This window comes from Methylobacter marinus A45, assembly GCF_000383855.1.
In the GTDB taxonomy this organism is placed as follows: Bacteria; Pseudomonadota; Gammaproteobacteria; order Methylococcales; family Methylomonadaceae; genus Methylobacter; species Methylobacter marinus.
Map to the genome: position 1 here is coordinate 2,596,006 of NZ_KB912877.1, position 16,648 is coordinate 2,612,653.

Consider the following 16,648-nt stretch of genomic DNA (forward strand, 5'->3'; position numbering starts at 1 on the left):
TAGCGGACTGTGTCACCTGGTCCGCTATTTGAAGCCGATGAATGAGGCGCGGGTGATGCTGTTAAAAAAGTTCCAATGCCAGCATCAGCGCATCCTCGCGGCCGTTTTCAGCCGGATAGTAATCCTTTCTGATGCCTATTTCGTTGAATCCCAAATTTTCGTAAAGCGCGATGGCGACGGTATTGGACGGCCGCACTTCCAGAAAAACCGTTTCGGCCCGGCCTCTTGCCGTTTCAATCAGATTCTCCAGCAGTTTCCGGCCGATGCCTTGGCCTTGCTCGGCAGGGTCCACGCAAATATTCAATACATGCGCCTCGCCAACCGCGATCGAGGCAATGCAATAACCGAGCACGTTGTCCTGTTCTTCGCAAACCCAGCATTCATAACGGGCTCTGAAGCAATCCCTGAAAATATCTTCGCCCCAGGGAAACTGATAACTTTTTCTTTCGACCGTTATCACCCCGGGTAAATCGGATAACGTCATTCTTCTAATGCGCATCAAATCTTTTCTGTCGACTGAATCGGGAAATATTTTGGCATAAAACTCTCTGTCCGCATCATAAACCAGCCAATTTTTTATCTTGTCTAACAACACCTGCATAATCAACCTTCTGTATACGTTTTCATCGCTAATTGTAGATCCAGCCAGGCTTTGCGCTTTTCTGGCAACGATCGTAATAAATAGGCTGGATGATAAACCACAACCACCGGCGTTTCATCTAAAGTATGCACAGTGCCTCTGAGCTTGGCTAACGGGGCCTCGGTTTTTAACAAGGCCTGCGCGGCAATACGCCCTACAGCCAGAATGATCTTGGGCTGAACCAGTGCCCGCTGCCGCTGCAGATACGCATGGCAGGCTTCAATCTCGTCGGCTTTCGGGTCGCGATTGCCGGGCGGGCGGCATTTTAAGATGTTGGCGATGAACACGTCTTTCTCCCTGTCCAGGCCCAGGGCTCGCAGCATTTCCGTTAGCAGTTGCCCAGCCTTGCCGACAAAAGGCCGGCCTTGCTGATCTTCGCTTTGTCCCGGCGCTTCGCCGATCACCATCCAGTCGGCCCGTCTGTTGCCGGTGCCGAAAACCGTTTGCGTGCGCGTTTCGCATAAAGCGCATTTTCGGCACGTTGCCACTTCGGCTTGTAATGAATCCCAGTCGTCGGGCTCGGCTTGCGTTCTGTCAACCGGTTGCCGTTCGGCCGGCGCCGGCGCTTCAGTGACTGCCGGCAGTGCCTCGGCAGCGGGCGGTTGCGGACTTTCGTCGTGCGCAGGCGCGGCTCTGGGAACCCATACCTCGATTCCCATCGCCTCCAGGTATTGCAAGCGCAGCGCGTTATCCATGGCGGTTTGTTAAAAGGCTAGACATCGCCTTTTTGCGGATGCCGGCGCTGATCCGGCGTTTGCAGCTTGTTGATGGCATTGACATAGGCTTTAGCCGAGGCGATCACGATGTCGGTATCGGCGCCCAGGCCATTGACGATGCGGCCCGCTTTTTCGAGACGCACCGTCACCTCGCCCTGAGCATCGGTGCCGTTGGTAATATTGTTGACCGAGTAAAGTTCCAGCGAGGCGTCGGACCGCACCAGTTTCTCGATGGCTTTAAGGCTGGCGTCGACAGCGCCGCCGCCGGTGGCGGTACCCGTGACTTCCTGATTGTCGATGCGCAAGGTGACCGTGGCATTGGGGATTTCGCCGGTTTCGGAGCAGACCTTCAGGGCAATCAATTTGACGAGTTCATCCTCGGACTCGAAACCGACTTCCGATATCAGCGCCTGCAGGTCTTCATCGAAGATATCGTGCTTTTTATCGGCCAATTGCTTGAAGCGGAAAAAGGCTTCATTCAATTCTTCCTCGGAGGCAAATTCAAAGCCCAGCTCGGTCATGCGGCTCTTGAAGGCATTGCGGCCGGAGTGCTTGCCCATGACCATGCGGTTGGCTGTCCAGCCGACGTCTTCAGCACGCATGATCTCGTAAGTCTCGCGGCTTTTCAGCACCCCGTCCTGGTGAATGCCGGACTCGTGCGCAAAGGCATTGGCGCCGACGATGGCCTTGTTAGGCTGCACGGGGAAGCCGGTAATCGACGAGACCAGTTTCGAGCAGGTGACGATCTCGCGTGTGTCGATGCCGGTCTGGCAGGCGAAGACATCCTGGCGGGTGCGGACCGCCATGACGACTTCCTCCAGCGAGGCATTGCCCGCACGCTCGCCCAGGCCGTTGATCGTGCACTCGATCTGGCGCGCGCCGTTCATGACTGCCGACAGGGAATTGGCGACGGCCAGACCCAGGTCGTTATGGCAATGCACGGAGAAAATGGCCTTGTCCGAATTCGGTATGCGCCGGATCAGATTGGCGATGGTCTCTCCGAACTGTTGCGGAATGCTGTAGCCGACCGTGTCGGGGATATTCAGCGTCGTGGCGCCGGCATCGATAACCGCCTCGAAAATACGGCATAGAAAGTCCTCTTCCGAACGGCCCGCATCTTCGGCCGAAAACTCGACGTCATCGGTGTACTGCCGCGCGCGTTTCACGGCTCTGACGGCGTATTCGATCACCTGCTCGGGCTGCATCTGCAGTTTCATCTGCATGTGGATAGGCGAGGTGGCGATAAATGTATGAATGCGTGACCGGTTGGCATCTTTGAGCGCCTCGCCGGCGCGGTCGATGTCCTTGTCCAGCGCCCTGGCCAGGCCGCATACGGTACTGTCTTTTACGGCCTTGGCCACGGCCTGAACGGCCTCGAAATCGCCGAGACTGGCAATGGGAAAGCCGGCCTCGATCACATCCACTCTCAAACGTTCCAGCGCCTTGCCGATCCTGACTTTTTCATCGCGCGTCATTGATGCGCCGGGGCTCTGCTCGCCATCGCGCAAGGTAGTATCGAATATGATTAATTTGTCTTTCATAGGGGCTCCATACATGGAGAGCTATCAACTCGTCCGTCGATAGTGATTAAGTAAAGGGGTTTAAACAAAATAAGAGAGAAGAATGCGCCCGTCAGGGCAGGAATCGTAAAGATAGACACAGCAAAGCGCGCAGCCCTGGCCCGGAAGATCGGGCGACAGTCAAAAGGGCTTTAAAAGGCGTGGCGGACTGAATGGACATAATCTTGACTATACGCGATTGGCTGTGGGCTCTCAAGCAGATTTTTTCAGGATTTGCGCCCCTGCAGTCGGCGTCTGCGCATAACCAGCGTAATGACGGGGCCTGAAATCGCATAAGCCAAAAACAATGCAAACAACATGATTTGCGGCTGCGCCATGATAAACGCAATGCCCAGCATGACGGCAATAGCCATGACAAAAGGCACTTTGCCTTTCAAATCGATTTCCTTGAAACTGGAATAGCGGAAGTTGCTGACCATCAGCAGTCCGGTGCTGATGGTCAGCACAATCGCGAGATATTTAAGCACTTCAATATCATAGCCATATTCCAGGCAAATCCAGATGAATCCGGCCAGGATGGCGGCCGCGGCGGGGCTGGGCAATCCCTGAAAATAACGCTTGTCGGCAGACTCGACCTGGGTATTGAAGCGCGCGAGCCTCAGGGCGCCGCCGGCCATATGGACGAAGGCCGCGAACAGGCCCAGCTTGCCGAGGCTGGAAAAAGCCCACAGATACATGACCAGGGCCGGCGCCATGCCGAACGAAACCATATCCGACAGACTGTCGTACTGCACGCCGAATTCGCTCTGCGTATTGGTCAGGCGCGCCACGCGGCCGTCGAGTCCGTCCAGGACCATCGCAACAAAAATCGCCACGGCGGCGGTCTCGTAACGCCCGCCCATCGCCGAGGTAATGGCGTAGAAACCGGCGAACATGGCTCCCGTGGTGAACAGATTAGGTAACAGATAAATGCCACGGCGGCGGCGAGTAGGGCGCTTTTCAGAGGTCATAAAGTTCAATCAATCCTTGCTTGGTCTAGAAATAAAAACAGTGCCTCGAATTATACAATGAGCCCAGCGGGCGGGCATAAATTAATAAACGAGGCCGGAGAATCCGCAAAAAAAATCAGCAGCGGATAGTATCGACCGCTGATATGACAATTTTGTGTCCATTGGTTCGGACTCCGGCTGGAGAGGTCTCGAGCACCTGCCTGGGCGACTGAAGCCGCCCAGGCAGCATCAGAAATAACTGATGATCAGGATTGGTCGTCAATAATTTCCCTGCTTAAACATAGGATGCGCCGCCGACAGGAGGCGCATCGTTCGCGAGCGATGCGCTTCACTGCGCCGCTTATTACCGGGCGCTTTCAGTCGGTGTACTTCGGCCGGCCGCTGAGCTCGATAGGTATTATGCAGGAATAGCCTCCGGGCCTCTTGGCCAGATATTGCTGATGATAATCCTCGGCATAATAAAATGCGCCGGCCGGCCGGATCTCTGTCGTTATTTCCCCGAGGCCCGCCTCGGTGAGCCGGTGCTGGTAATGGGCTCTTGATGCCAGGGCCTCATCAAGTTGCTCCCGCGTGCAGGTGTAAACACAGGAGCGGTATTGCGTGCCGATGTCAGGACCCTGGCGCATGCCCAGAGTGGGATCGTGAGTTTCCCAAAACAGCCGCAGCAGTTCGCCGAAGCTCGTCAAAGCCGGGTCATAAACGACTTTGACCACTTCAGCATGGCCGGTCAGTCCCGAGCAGACTTCTTCATAAGTCGGATTGGGCGTATAACCGCCGCTGTATCCGACAGCGGTGCTGTAGATGCGCGGATATTCCCAGAATTTTCGTTCCGCGCCCCAAAAGCAGCCCAGGCCGAATATGGCCTGTTCCAGGGTGGCCGGAAACGGCGGCAGGATCGGGTTGCCGGTAACGAAATGCCGGTTGGTCACCGGCATGGGGGTATCACGGCCCGGCAATGCGCTCGCCGGGTCTGGCAGTGCGAGCTTTTTTGATGAGATAATCATAATTCATAAACCTCGATCATAGGTGGATCAGGAACTGTTTGAACACAGGTTACTCTGATCTGAAATGAGAATAAAGTGTATACAAGTAACGACAATCAACACTGGATAGACATGAGAGAACAAGATGTTTTACGCCGTTTTTTATTTGAAGAGCTGGGCGTTCGCGGCGAATGGGTCAAGCTGGAAACCAGCTGGCAAGCGGCAAAGAAGCATCAGCGGGGCCCGCACAATGTGATGCGGCAGTTGGGACAAGCCTTGGCGGCCGTCACGATGCTGTCCGCTACCGTTAAATTCAAAGGATCGATGATATTGCAGGCGCAGGGCGACGGTGATCTGAAAACACTGGTTGCGCAGTGCACGCATGACCGAAAAATAAGGGGGCTGGTCAGAAGCGCCGATGCCGTGACGGCCGGTCCGCTGGAGCAGATGTTCGGGCACGGGCGCTTGGTATTGACCATAGAGCCTGAAAACGGCGAGCCTTATCAGGGTATCGTGCCGCTACAGGGCGAGGGTCTTGCCAACGCCCTGGAAACCTATTTTACCCAATCGGAGCAACTGCGTACCCGTTTATGGCTGTTCGCCAATGATACCCAGGCGGCAGGCCTGTTATTGCAGGAGTTGCCGGCGCAGCAAAATTACCGGGCCGATTGGGAGCGCATCGAGCTGCTGGCAAACACCGTGACCGAGCAGGAGTTAATGGCGCTGGATTGCGAGCCGATGCTGCATCGCCTGTTCCATGAAGAAAAAGTTCGAATGTTCGATCCCGAACCGGTAATGTTCAAATGCGTTTGTTCCCGCCAAAGGCTTGAACGAACTTTACGGGCGCTGGGACGGGCGGATCTGGAAAATATTCTGAAAGAGCGGGGCGCCATTGAGGTCGGCTGCGAATTCTGCAGCGAGCAATACCATTTTGACAAGGTTGACGTGGAAAGCCTGTTAGCCGATGAGACCGTCACGCATGAATCCGAAACACGCCATTGACATGGCTGTCATCAAGCGCGGCCTTCGCGGGATTGCCCTGTTGCTGTTGGCCATGTCGCTGACCGGCTGCATTTATTGGCTGCGCGCCTATCAGACGTATCTGCAAATGGGCGAGTTCGACCGCTACTTTACCGTGGTGGCGGCCGATGATTTTAGCCTGGAATTTAAAAAACCGATCATGTACAGCAAGGATTTTATTTCGCTGGCCAGGCTGTATCCCAGTGAGAATGATCCCACGGCAGAGGGGCGGCGCTTTCGCTATTGGTTCCGTAAGGTCGACAGCCGCAATCAGCCGGTTAAGCCGGAAATCAAATTCTATTCGGATTTAACTTTTAACGAGGAGGATCGCATTACCTCCTGGTCTTTCTCGTCATTATTCCTGCAGATCGCACCGCCCAAGTTTCTGGAAGTGTCATTACGCTCGATCGGCGGCGCTGAAATCGATGAAGACAAAAAACAGCTGCGGGCCAACACCGATCTGCTGGAAAAGATTACCGCCGAACTGCCCCGGAAGCCGGCCGTCATCGCGCAGTTGGGCGCGCCGCTGGAAGTGCGCATCGAGGAACAGAACGAAGTGTACGTTTATCATTTTCTGCTGGAAACCCACAATATAGAAAAAGGCTATGAAGACCGCGCGCTAAGCGAGGTGAAGCTGACATTCGATTCGTCGACCCAGGAACTGATCAAAATGGCGGGCCGTTTCGCGGGTCTTAAGGTTTCGATCAACTATCGAAAACTTCTCAATAATGCGGATGAGCCGGTAAAGACTTTGTAAGCCGGCCGCCGTATCAAAGTCCGTGAACCTGTGCACGGGCCCGTGTCCGGCATTTCACTGGCATGCCTTCGGGGGCTGCAGCTCAACCCCATCCATACAGGCAAAGCTTATGTTGCTTTGACAGCACTATTAACCTATAGTCTTCCGCGGCCGTCCATCAGGGCTTATGCCGGGATAGGGAGGGTTACACCATCGACCAAACTATGAAGGGATCAATCGTAGTTGCAATTTGAGTAGTATCTCACTGAAACTTAAAGCTTAATGGAAGAATTATTTATCGGTTGGCTTAAGGAATACGGTTATATTATCCTGTTCCTGTGGTCCATATTAGAAGGTGAAATCGGCCTGGTCATGGCTGGGATCCTGTCTCATACCGGCGATATGCAGTACTTCATGTCGGTTTTTGTGGCGGGTTTAGGCGGTTTTGCCGGCGATCAAATCTACTTTTATATCGGGCGCTTCAACAAAGGCTTTATCCAGCGCAAACTGCATAGCCAGCGGCGCAAGTTTGCGATCGCGCATCTGCTGCTGAAAAAATACGGCTGGCCTATTATATTCATGCAGCGCTATATGTACGGTTTGCGCACCGTCATTCCGATGTCGATCGGCATCACCAAATACTCGGCAAAACAGTTTGCCTTGATCAACCTGCTCAGCGCATGGGTATGGGCGGCGATTACCATAACCCCGGCTTATTTCTTTGGCGAGCAATTATTAAGCGTATTGGCCTTTGCCAAAGAGCATTGGTATTTTGCATTGCCGGTAGCGGGCGGGCTCATTTATGGCATTTATGTTTATTTTCATAAGCTGGAGCAGCATTTCCTGCAAAAACGGCAAGGCCGTTTCTCAAGGTTGTAACGCGATAGTACTATTGTATTGACTTCCTCATTCATTCCCGTCCGACTGCAAGCGGTCGGACCGGTTCCTTGCGGTTAATATTGGCGGCAAGGCTCCGTTTTGCCTTTTGCCGGTATCGACTTTTTCATCATGCGCTATTCAAGATTCCCTTGAGGGGCAGGCTTGCAAAAAACCACATCCAGAAGTCTGATAATGATTAAACCGGTATACCCCGCTCTTCCTATCGGTTCCATCAATAGACAAAACGGACAAATCCGAGCTTGATTCAGAAGAAAAACAGGTATTTTATCGTTTTGGGAAATATGTCACGGAAATTGAATATTAATGGGGATCTATAATTTCCTACTGAAATAGTTGGTATATACTTGGATTCAAGAGTGATCGCATGCATGGATATAAAGGTTGCTCTTACAAATAATATTAAGTAATCAAAAATTATAATAATTAGGACTTACGCAGTTTGCCTATTCATCCGTCGAAACAAGCGGGTTTAAAACCTGTGGGGGCGACTTCAGTCGCCCCCACAAGCTTGCGTAAGCCCTGATAATGACATTAGGGGGCATTATATGCCGCATGATTTTGAAAAATTAACGCAATACGCCAAATCGTTCAGCGAGTTGACGCCTGAACGGGAAGCCTTGTTAATCGAGGTAGGCGAGCAAATCAAGCCCAAGCTGGCAGGAATTACCGAGGATTTTTACCAGCATCTGCTTGCCATTCCGGAGGCATCCGCTTTTCTGGAAGGGCGGGTCGAATCACTGAAGAAAACCCATACCCGGTGGATGGAAGGGTTATTCAGCGGGCCTTTCGATAAGGCCTATACCGAGCACATGTTCAAAGTGGGCGATGTGCATGTAAAAGTCAATTTGCCGGTTGAATTCATGGCGGGTGCGATGACGTTGATCAATCACCGTCTGATCGCCCTGATTGTTGAAACCTATGGGGACGATAAAGAATATTGTGCCCAGATATTGAGCGCGATCAGTGCCGTTACCGGCCTGTCGCTCCTGGTAATGCAGCAATCCTACCAAGAAGCCAGCCTGGCGGAGGAGCTGGAAAAATTTCTTAAGATTTCCGGCATGAGCCGTGCGCTATTTACCAACCTGGCGACCGCCTACAGAGACAAATAGGAGATTCTGATGCGTTCAGATATGTTAATTTCAGTACTTTCGGAATTGAACGGTGCTTCCGCGGACATTGAGGCGACAGGTGTCATTTCAACCGACGGTTTAATGATGGCTTCCGTGCTGCCGGCTTCATTGGATGAAGACCGGGTCGGCGCCATGAGCGCCGCCATGTTGTCGCTGGGCGACCGTACCGCGCAGGAACTGGCGCGCGGGGAATTGGAACAGGTGCTGATTAAAGGCGATTTGGGCTATGTGCTGATGACTTATGCCGGCAAGGAAGCGGTATTGACCGTACTGGCCAAGCCCAACGCCAAGCTGGGCCTTATTTTCCTGGATGTCAAAAGAGCCGCCAGCAGTATCGCTGAATTGATCTGATTGTTCACAAGCGGCCAAATGGTATAAGCCGCCGGGCTCTGGCTGTAAAAATTCGGACGGGATCAAGACCGCAGGACGGGAAGTCGTAAAAGCATCCCGCCCGCGGCCTTTTATGTGTGAAGCCTGCCCTCAGAGGAGGGCCTGACTACGGAGTCGCTCAGTCTGCCAGAGGAAGGCCGCTGGGCACTCTAGCGGGGGCCGTGTATCTGAGATCCAGGCTGTTGGGGTCGGTCAAGGCGTGTAAATAATCCAGCAGCAGCTTGATTTCGTTGTCATTAAGCGCCACAGGGTTGATTTCTATGCTGTTTGCCAGATTGAAGCGGCTGGTATCGTCATTATGGACAATAAAATCCTGTGCATCCAGATCCGCGCGGGAGGGCAGGACCGCCTGGGCCGCATCATAAGCATTAAGGCTTTGCTCTGGATTCAGGTGATGCCTGACCATGGCTTCCAGGGTATTGTAAGCCCCGTCATGCCCCCATGGGCCGGTAACGGCCACGTTGCGAAGCGTTGGGGTTCTGAACCGATAGCGGTCATTGGCATCGCCTGTGACCTGTTCCCGGCCGTAATCATCATGGCCATTAAAGCCATCGCCTTTTCCCGGACCAATTTGAGGCACGCCCAGTGCATGGAAATCATGATCCGTTTGGAATTTCCCCGAATGGCAGCTGGCGCATTGGCCTTTGCCGGTAAAAATTTTCAGGCCTTCCGCGGCGCTTTTGCTCATTGCCTGATTATCACCCTGCAGATATCGGTCGTAAGGGCTGTTATCGGCCCTGTAAGCGGCGGCTTCAAAAGCGCCGATAGCATTGGCTATATGAGTAAAGGTAACATTTTCAGGCACTTGCAGATCAGGATAAGCGGCGGCAAAAAGCGTGCGATATTCCTCGATTGCCATGACTCTGGCGGTCAACAGGCTCCATACCTGCTGGAGGTCGCCGGCCGCGGCCGCGTCAGCCACATCATTTTCACCGGCTTGGCCGGCCATCTCGGTATTGGAGGTCGGAGGAAATGCCGCCTGCGCGGCAAGCGCATGATCCATGCCCATTAAAAATGCATCGCCAGCCGGTGTATTAAAGCCGCTGGGCGCGCTACTGTCCTGTTCAACGCGCCCGTCATGGAATACGCGGACAAATTCACGTGCGCCGAGGTTAAACAAGTGCGGAGCATTGCGGGGCACGCGTTCGGCGATGGCGTCGCTGCCGCTGCCTGTATCGCGCATGATGCCCAGTCCTTTTCCGCCTTCGCCGACACCCAGCGACAGGCCGTCGCCAGTACCGGCAAGAGGATGATGGCACGATGCGCAAGAGGTGTTTTTATTGCCCGATAAAATTTTGTCATAAAACAGCAATTTGCCTAATTGCTCTTTTGCCATGTCCCGGGGCGGGAAGTCCATCTCATCGGGGCTAGCCATGGCTTTGCCGGCGAAAGATAAAGCTGGCGCCAACGCGGACAGGACGAGAGAGACGGAAATTAAGGTCTTTAGTTTTAATCGGGGAGATAAAGCAAAGTGTGTCATTTGATTAATCCGTTATTTTTAATTATCAAGCTGTTATATATAGGCGAGAGATTCATTACAGATGACCGGCTGGATTGCGGAAGTAATGAGTAATGAACAACCGGCATGGATAAAGCAATATTGATGCCATTTTAGATAAAGGTATTTAATAACAACTAAGATCGTAATGGCATTGGAAGGCTGTTTAAGGGGGAGGGAGTTCGGGCTTGTGCTTCAGCGGAAACCCGACGCAGGCGGCTCGAGCTCTGCTTTTGTCAATTTGGCCAGCCGCCGCGTATCTTACGGCTATGGTGCTCGGGCACGGCTAAAGGAATACATAATTGTTCGTGCGTAATATCAGCTAATAGGGATTTAGTGATATCGGCAGGATATTAAAAAACAGGGCAAATCACCTACTTGAAATAGGTGATTTGCCCTGTTTTTTAATTTTGTATGATCTGTTCGATCTCTTTTGATTGGTTACTGCCCGAATGGTCAAAACTATATAACTCAGGGAAGTAATAGATATGGATTATTGCGATTTTAAATGATGTATGAATTTCATAACTGATGTTACGCGGCCAGTTGAAGTTAGATCGATTTAATTAATGTGTCGCTAGCGCGACGGTTTTATTTAATCGGGTTTAATTTTATTTTAGCGGCCCGTCATAACAGGCCGCGTTAATAACGGTTGTTCTGGTAATAAGGCATGTTGTAATAAGAGCCGCTCTGACTATGCTGTAAGGCGCCGGTACTTTCCAGGTAGAAATAAGCCCCGGCAGCCAGCAACAGGGCGGCCAGTGCCGCAAAGCCGATTTTCCACCAGCTGTAGGGGCGCTCTCCCTGGACTTCACCGGTGCGGCCATTGATGACGAAGCGATAGGATTTGTTCCGGTAGCGGAACGCGGCCGACCAGACCGGCAGCAGGCAATGCTTGTAGGTCATGCCGCTGTGCCGGGTACTGACCTGGTGAATCCGTTGGTGATCGCCGCCGATGTCATAGGCGATGTCGCGGTAGATCGCGCTGTCCATGACCTGCTTGGCATGGTCGAAGCCTTCATCGAGATTGACCTGATAATATTCGCTGCGAAAACCGCTCAGATAGTGTTCATCATAAGGGATCAATTGTTCCAGATCCCAGGGTTGCAAGGCATCCAGAATCTTGCGCGGCAATGATTTGCTGGCACCGACCAGCACGTCGTCGAAAAAACGGCTCACATGACCTCTGACCGGCGTCCAGCGGATTTTAGGCACGCGCCTGATCTCCGTGACGGTCTGATTGTTGCGCGTGACCCGCACCGGCTGGCTGACATAATAAATATCGCCGCGCTCGCCGGTATAATCCGTCTCCGTATCGCTGTCAAAGGTCCAGTAGGGCAGATAAACGCCGGTTAGTTTGGACTGACTGCGCGCATATTTTTTCACGGCATTGGGCGCGAACCACAAGCCTTTAATCCAGCGTTGGAAGCGCTGGCGCGCTTCGGGCTCATCAATGCGGAACGGCAGCAGCGATTTAGGCTGTATGGGTTTGCTGTGCCCGGTGGCCGTGACGATCGGCGAGCCGCAAAAAGGGCATTCGCCGGCATGAATGTTGGCTTCAAACTGAAACCCGGCGCCGCATTCGTTGCAATGAATCTGCGCTTTAGGCGCTTCCGGATGCGGCTCCGACAGTCGCCTCAGGGCTTCCTGCAGGTCGTATTCCTCAATGACGCCGGCGCGATATTCAATATGATTTTCAAAGCCGCAGTAGTCACAGACCAGATGCGTCGTGCCGGGGGCGTATTTGAGCACGGCTCCGCATTGCGCGCACGGAAAACGCCCCGGCGCTTGCCGGGATGAAGTTTTGGTTTTTAACACGGACGGCGTGATTATGATTTGGGTAACGGCGGAGGCACCTGCGCGAAGGCGCCGGCCAGTTCGGGCACCTGTTCGGCCGGCGTCCATTCCGCGAGGCCGGCATGCCAGATCAGGGTCGATCGGTTGATCTCGCCGCTGCTGATTTTCTGATCAAGCACAGGGCGTTCGAATGGGCCTTGTTGATGTCCGTTGATGGCCGCGTAGTAAACGACGGCCGAGCCGGGCAGGGGCGGCGGTGTCGCCGGGGCTTGCCCGGATGATTGTTGGGTGAACGCCCGGCTCATCTGACTGGCCACAGCGAATCCCATGCCCATGCCGATGCCTTCGTTGGCGGCGCCGGAGGGATTCTGGGCGGCCGCCGTCATCGCCTCGGCGGCCTGATAATGCGTGTAGCGGCTCAGGTCTCCGATGATGCCCATGCTGGTGCGCTTGTCCATGGCCGCTTCGACTTCCGGCGGCAGCGAGATGTTTTCGACCAGCAACTGCAGGACTTCCAGCCCATAGGCGGCGAATTCCGGACTGATCATTTGGGTGATGTACTCGCTCAGCTCGTCGTAATTGGCGGCCAGGTCCAGAATCGGAATGCCCGATTCGCCGATAATGCTGGCAAAACGCGAGACGATCAGGTTGCGCAGTTGGTCGCTGATGCCGGCGGTCTGGAAATGAGCGCCGGTGCCGACGATTTCCCTGATGAACGTGAGCGGCTCCTTGATGCGGATCGAATAGGTGCCGAAGGCCCGAAGCCGCAGCGGCCCGAACTCCTTGTCGCGCAGCATGACCGGATTCTTGGTGCCCCACTTCAAGTCGGTAAAGCGGCGCATGTTGAAGAAATACACTTCCGCCTTGAACGGGCTGGAGAAGCCGTGCGGCCAGCTTTCCAGCGTGGTCAGGATCGGCATGTTGCGCGTCTCGAGCTGATACAGGCCCGGCTCGTAAAAATCAGCCACGCGGCCTTCGCTGACCAGCACCGCGGTCTGCGATTCGCGCACCGTCAGCATGGCGCCGTATTTGATTTCGTTGCCGTAGCGTTCGAACCGGTAGACCATCGTGTCGCTGGAATCATCGGTCCATTCGATGACGTCGACAAACTCGCCGAATAACTTATCCAGAATGCCCACTGTGTTGCTCCTGTTTTAGAAAAAATGAATTCATATAAAAACCACGAAGGACGCGAAGAGAGGTAGGCGGGGTTGGTAAACCCGGCCTGCAAGAAACGACATAATCTTCGTGCTCTTCGGGGTAAGAATCTGTAATTAACCAGTTGCCTTGGCATGCGCCGAGGCCAGCGTTTTTTTCAGTTCGGTTTCGCATTGCTCCAGCTGCACGACCGCTTCGCTGCGCATCTTCTTGCCCTGGTCGGCGATCTGCAGGCTTTCCTCTATGGTCGCGATCAGGGTCTGGTTGGCTTTCTTGACCGTTTCAATATCGAATACGCCGCGTTCCAGCTGTTTGCGGGTTTCGGCGTTGGCCTGCTTCAGGTTTTCGGCATTCGCGGCCAGCAGTTCATTGGTCAGGTCGGTCGCGGCCTTGACCGTTTCGGCCGCCTGCGACGAGCGGTAAATAGTCACGGCCGTCGCCAATTGCTGGCGCCACAGCGGCACCGTGTTGACAATGGTCGAGTTGATCTTGTTGACCAGTCCCTTGTCGTTTTCCTGCACGAGCCGAATGCCGGGCAGGCTTTGCATCGATACCTGCCGGGTCAGGCGCAGGTCATGCACGCGCCGCTCCAGGTCGTCGCGGACCGCGCGCAGATCGCGCAGGTTTTGCGCGTCGATGACTTCACCGCTGGTTTCGGCTTTCCTGGCCTGTTCCGGAATGACGGCGTCATCGAGTTCGCGCAGTTTCTCCTCGCCGGCGGCGATGTAATCCTCGAGCGTATGGAAATAGTCCAGGTTGGCCTGATAAAGCTTGTCCAGCGAGACGATATCGGTCAGCAGATTGGTCTTGTGCCGCTCCAGCTTGTCGGTAATCATGTCGATCTGTTTGCGCACTTCCTCGTATTGCTGCAGGAACTTGACGACCGGCTTGGCCTTGCCCAGCAGGCGGTCGAAAAAGCCCTGTTTTTTGTTCGGATCCAGGTCGTCGACCTCGAAGCCGCGTATCGTCGCCACCATTTCGTTCAGGTCATCGCCGGCCGGTCCGATGTCCTTGTTTTTGACCCCGTCCAGCATGCGGTCGGAAATGGTGGTCAGCTGTTCCTGCGCCTTGCTGCCGAAGAAAATGATCGACTGGGTATTGCGGACATCGATTTCGTTCAGCAACTGCTTAACCAGTTGTTGCCTCTCCGCCGGCGCCTCGGCAAGCGGGATCATCTCGGCTTTGACGCCCGGGACGATTTCCCTGGATGCGGCGATATTCTCGGAGCTTGACGTTGATTGAGTCGTCGTGGAGGCTTGCTGTTCACTCATGATTAAATCCTCTGTGGTCAAAAGGCATTAAAGGATGCCTTCCCGTTTAAGCTGTGTGGTTAACACTTCGATTTTCACATCCAGATCAAAAACATCCTCTTCCAGCAGTTTTTGATGCTGATCCTGAAACACCGACTCAATGGTTTCCAGCACATTGCGGAAATTCTGTTCCAGTTCACCGGACTGGGTTTGCGGATGGGCTTTGGCGTAACCTTCGGTTACTTGCCTGGCGCCGTCCAGATAGACATTGAGGAACTTGCGCGCCCGGCGGATGTCGCGCGGATCGGCCTCGATTTCGGCCAGAATGTCGTCGGCAATCCCGCAAATACGCTCGATGCGCTGGTTTAGTTCGGTATTGCGGATCCGGTCGCTGGCCTGTTCGATACTGCGGATAATGCGTGAGGAATCTTCCAGCGTCTTCAGGATTTCGTCCCTGGAATAGCCGTGGGCAACAACGATATTTTTCTCTTTAAGCGGATCGAAGCCGTAACTCAGATACATGCCCAGAAACGCGCCGCCGGCGAACAGGAGTGCTACCGGCAGCGAATGCAGCGCGCCCAGCCAGGCGATCATGCCGGTGGTCAGCGCCGTGATGATTGCCGATATCATTTTTAGCGGCCATTTGGGCGGACGGGCGATGCGGCTTTGGGTATAAACATGCTCCGCCTGCAGGCCCTGGCGCACGCACCAGGCGGCCAGCATGTAAAGCGCAAAACCTGAGGCGTTGACAAGAACGCCCGGCAGATAGCCTTTTCCCAAGGCGATAAACGTCGCCGGAATCAGCGACATTGGCAAGAAATAAAGCAGCAATCCCCGGGGAGAATAGCGGTGCAGCGTATCGGCAACAAACCGTTTTGGCTTTCTGAAGTGATGCATTACTCGGCCTGCGAGTGACTGGTCAAAAAGGCGCCAGCAAAATAGCTGGAATCAAAAGGCTCGGCCTTCACCATCGATTGACAGGTCGCCAGACCTATAGTGGCGACCAGTACGATAAAACCGAGCAACCTGCGTAATATTCCGGGCATCGACCTCAACTCCCATCAATGTTAATGTGACTTTCATTATCCACTACGGCGATGACATCTGTAAAACAACGTAGGGACTGTTTCTGTGACCTAAGTTAAGTCCCTGAGTTTCCAACTATAATGGCGTCGATCCGCGGATTTTCAACGCTGAACGGCATCGGCGCCCATGAGGCAACGGCCAAACAAAAAAGCCCGATGGAATGTCCTATCGGGCTTTTTTCTCTGATGCGGATTGAAGCAATAAGGTTTATTTCATCATTTCCTTTTCGAAGAAGGTGTCCAGGGTTTTGTTGGTTTCCCGGGTATATTCATCGGAGCGGTCGACTATCGGCGCGCTGGGCGGTACGACAACGGGCGCGGCCGGTTGTACGGCTGCTGTCGGCGCAATAGGGGCGGGCGGCTCCGTGGTATCCAGACGGAAGACTTCGCCATAAGTCGTATCGACATCAAAATCCTCCCAGATGTAGACCGGATAGGCGATCGGCTTGGTAGGCAGCGGAATCGTAACCAGATCGGCAACGCCGACGCCCAGGCGTCCGGCCGTATGGACGATGCCTTTGAAGAGACCGCCGATGATGCCGTAGAAGACATTGCTCTGGTTGGTCGTGTTGATCATGTTCTTGGGGATTTCCAGCACGCCTGTCGTTAAATTGGCAAACGCGGATGCCGCTTTTCTGCCGACCTTGCCGCCATAGGTTGTCTCCTGGTGGGCCTTGTCAATTTGTGGAGCGGTCCTATAAGACAGATCGCCATAACCTTGTTGCATGTCAGCGGCCTGATTTAAAGGGGCATAAGCCGTCAGCAGACCCGTTAATAGCAGTGGAGCAAAAAAGCGGTTGAGTTTAGTCATGTCA

The 16,648-nt window shown here is 54.0% G+C and carries 17 protein-coding genes; 5 read left to right on the forward strand and 12 right to left on the reverse strand.

Going from position 1 to position 16,648, the window contains the following annotated elements:
• Positions 1 to 61: 61 nt before the first annotated feature.
• The 5 genes from rimI to msrA form a co-directional block, all read right to left on the reverse strand.
• The gene (gene rimI / locus METMA_RS0112230; RefSeq protein WP_020159381.1) at positions 62 to 601 is read right to left on the reverse strand and encodes a ribosomal protein S18-alanine N-acetyltransferase; all 540 of its coding nucleotides are present in this window, start codon (positions 599 to 601) and stop codon (positions 62 to 64) included.
• Positions 602 to 603: 2 nt separating this feature from the next.
• Positions 604 to 1,335: a uracil-DNA glycosylase gene (locus METMA_RS0112235; RefSeq protein ID WP_020159382.1), complete on the reverse strand. Its 732-nt coding sequence runs from the start codon at positions 1,333 to 1,335 to the stop codon at positions 604 to 606.
• Between the two features lie 17 nt (positions 1,336 to 1,352).
• Positions 1,353 to 2,897: a 2-isopropylmalate synthase gene (locus METMA_RS0112240; protein ID WP_020159383.1), complete on the reverse strand. Its 1,545-nt coding sequence runs from the start codon at positions 2,895 to 2,897 to the stop codon at positions 1,353 to 1,355.
• Between the two features lie 245 nt (positions 2,898 to 3,142).
• Positions 3,143 to 3,886 (reverse strand): CDP-diacylglycerol--serine O-phosphatidyltransferase, encoded by a 744-nt coding sequence (pssA, locus tag METMA_RS0112245; protein WP_020159384.1) that lies wholly within the window; start codon positions 3,884 to 3,886, stop codon positions 3,143 to 3,145.
• A gap of 356 nt (positions 3,887 to 4,242) precedes the next feature.
• On the reverse strand, positions 4,243 to 4,890 hold the full coding sequence (gene msrA / locus METMA_RS24515) for a peptide-methionine (S)-S-oxide reductase MsrA (protein WP_051114345.1): 648 nt from the start codon (positions 4,888 to 4,890) through the stop codon (positions 4,243 to 4,245).
• A gap of 111 nt (positions 4,891 to 5,001) precedes the next feature.
• Between msrA and hslO the strand changes: the two genes are divergently transcribed.
• The 5 genes from hslO to METMA_RS0112275 all read left to right on the forward strand — a co-directional run bounded on the left by hslO (position 5,002) and on the right by METMA_RS0112275 (position 9,006).
• Entirely contained in the window at positions 5,002 to 5,871 is an 870-nt protein-coding gene (gene hslO, locus METMA_RS0112255; RefSeq protein WP_020159386.1) for an Hsp33 family molecular chaperone HslO, read from the forward strand.
• Entirely contained in the window at positions 5,849 to 6,646 is a 798-nt protein-coding gene (locus METMA_RS0112260) for a hypothetical protein (RefSeq protein WP_020159387.1), read from the forward strand. The genes hslO and METMA_RS0112260 overlap by 23 nt, the downstream gene beginning before the upstream one ends.
• 261 nt (positions 6,647 to 6,907) lie before the next feature.
• The gene (locus METMA_RS0112265) at positions 6,908 to 7,504 is read left to right on the forward strand and encodes a DedA family protein (RefSeq protein ID WP_020159388.1); all 597 of its coding nucleotides are present in this window, start codon (positions 6,908 to 6,910) and stop codon (positions 7,502 to 7,504) included.
• Positions 7,505 to 8,070: 566 nt separating this feature from the next.
• On the forward strand, positions 8,071 to 8,634 hold the full coding sequence (locus tag METMA_RS0112270) for a protoglobin domain-containing protein (RefSeq protein WP_020159389.1): 564 nt from the start codon (positions 8,071 to 8,073) through the stop codon (positions 8,632 to 8,634).
• A gap of 9 nt (positions 8,635 to 8,643) precedes the next feature.
• The gene (locus tag METMA_RS0112275) at positions 8,644 to 9,006 is read left to right on the forward strand and encodes a roadblock/LC7 domain-containing protein (protein ID WP_020159390.1); all 363 of its coding nucleotides are present in this window, start codon (positions 8,644 to 8,646) and stop codon (positions 9,004 to 9,006) included.
• 157 nt (positions 9,007 to 9,163) lie between these two features.
• Here METMA_RS0112275 and METMA_RS0112280 read toward each other — a convergent pair whose 3' ends face one another.
• From METMA_RS0112280 to METMA_RS0112315, 7 genes are all read right to left on the reverse strand, one after another.
• Positions 9,164 to 10,525 (reverse strand): cytochrome-c peroxidase, encoded by a 1,362-nt coding sequence (locus METMA_RS0112280; protein ID WP_036248536.1) that lies wholly within the window; start codon positions 10,523 to 10,525, stop codon positions 9,164 to 9,166.
• Between the two features lie 660 nt (positions 10,526 to 11,185).
• Positions 11,186 to 12,361, reverse strand: a complete 1,176-nt coding sequence (locus METMA_RS0112290; RefSeq protein WP_020159393.1) for a hypothetical protein — start codon at positions 12,359 to 12,361, stop codon at positions 11,186 to 11,188.
• A gap of 11 nt (positions 12,362 to 12,372) precedes the next feature.
• Positions 12,373 to 13,479: an SPFH domain-containing protein gene (locus METMA_RS0112295; RefSeq protein ID WP_020159394.1), complete on the reverse strand. Its 1,107-nt coding sequence runs from the start codon at positions 13,477 to 13,479 to the stop codon at positions 12,373 to 12,375.
• A gap of 135 nt (positions 13,480 to 13,614) precedes the next feature.
• A complete protein-coding gene (locus METMA_RS0112300) occupies positions 13,615 to 14,769 on the reverse strand; it encodes a toxic anion resistance protein (protein ID WP_020159395.1) in 1,155 nt (384 codons plus the stop codon).
• Positions 14,770 to 14,796: 27 nt separating this feature from the next.
• Positions 14,797 to 15,645, reverse strand: coding sequence for a 5-bromo-4-chloroindolyl phosphate hydrolysis family protein (locus tag METMA_RS0112305; RefSeq protein ID WP_020159396.1), 849 nt, complete (start codon positions 15,643 to 15,645; stop codon positions 14,797 to 14,799).
• On the reverse strand, positions 15,645 to 15,794 hold the full coding sequence (locus METMA_RS27500) for a hypothetical protein (RefSeq protein ID WP_020159397.1): 150 nt from the start codon (positions 15,792 to 15,794) through the stop codon (positions 15,645 to 15,647). Before METMA_RS27500 ends, METMA_RS0112305 begins: the two co-directional genes overlap by 1 nt.
• A gap of 247 nt (positions 15,795 to 16,041) precedes the next feature.
• Complete coding sequence (locus METMA_RS0112315; RefSeq protein ID WP_020159398.1) at positions 16,042 to 16,644, reverse strand: exosortase system-associated protein, TIGR04073 family; 603 nt, start codon at positions 16,642 to 16,644, stop codon at positions 16,042 to 16,044.
• Positions 16,645 to 16,648: the final 4 nt, after the last annotated feature.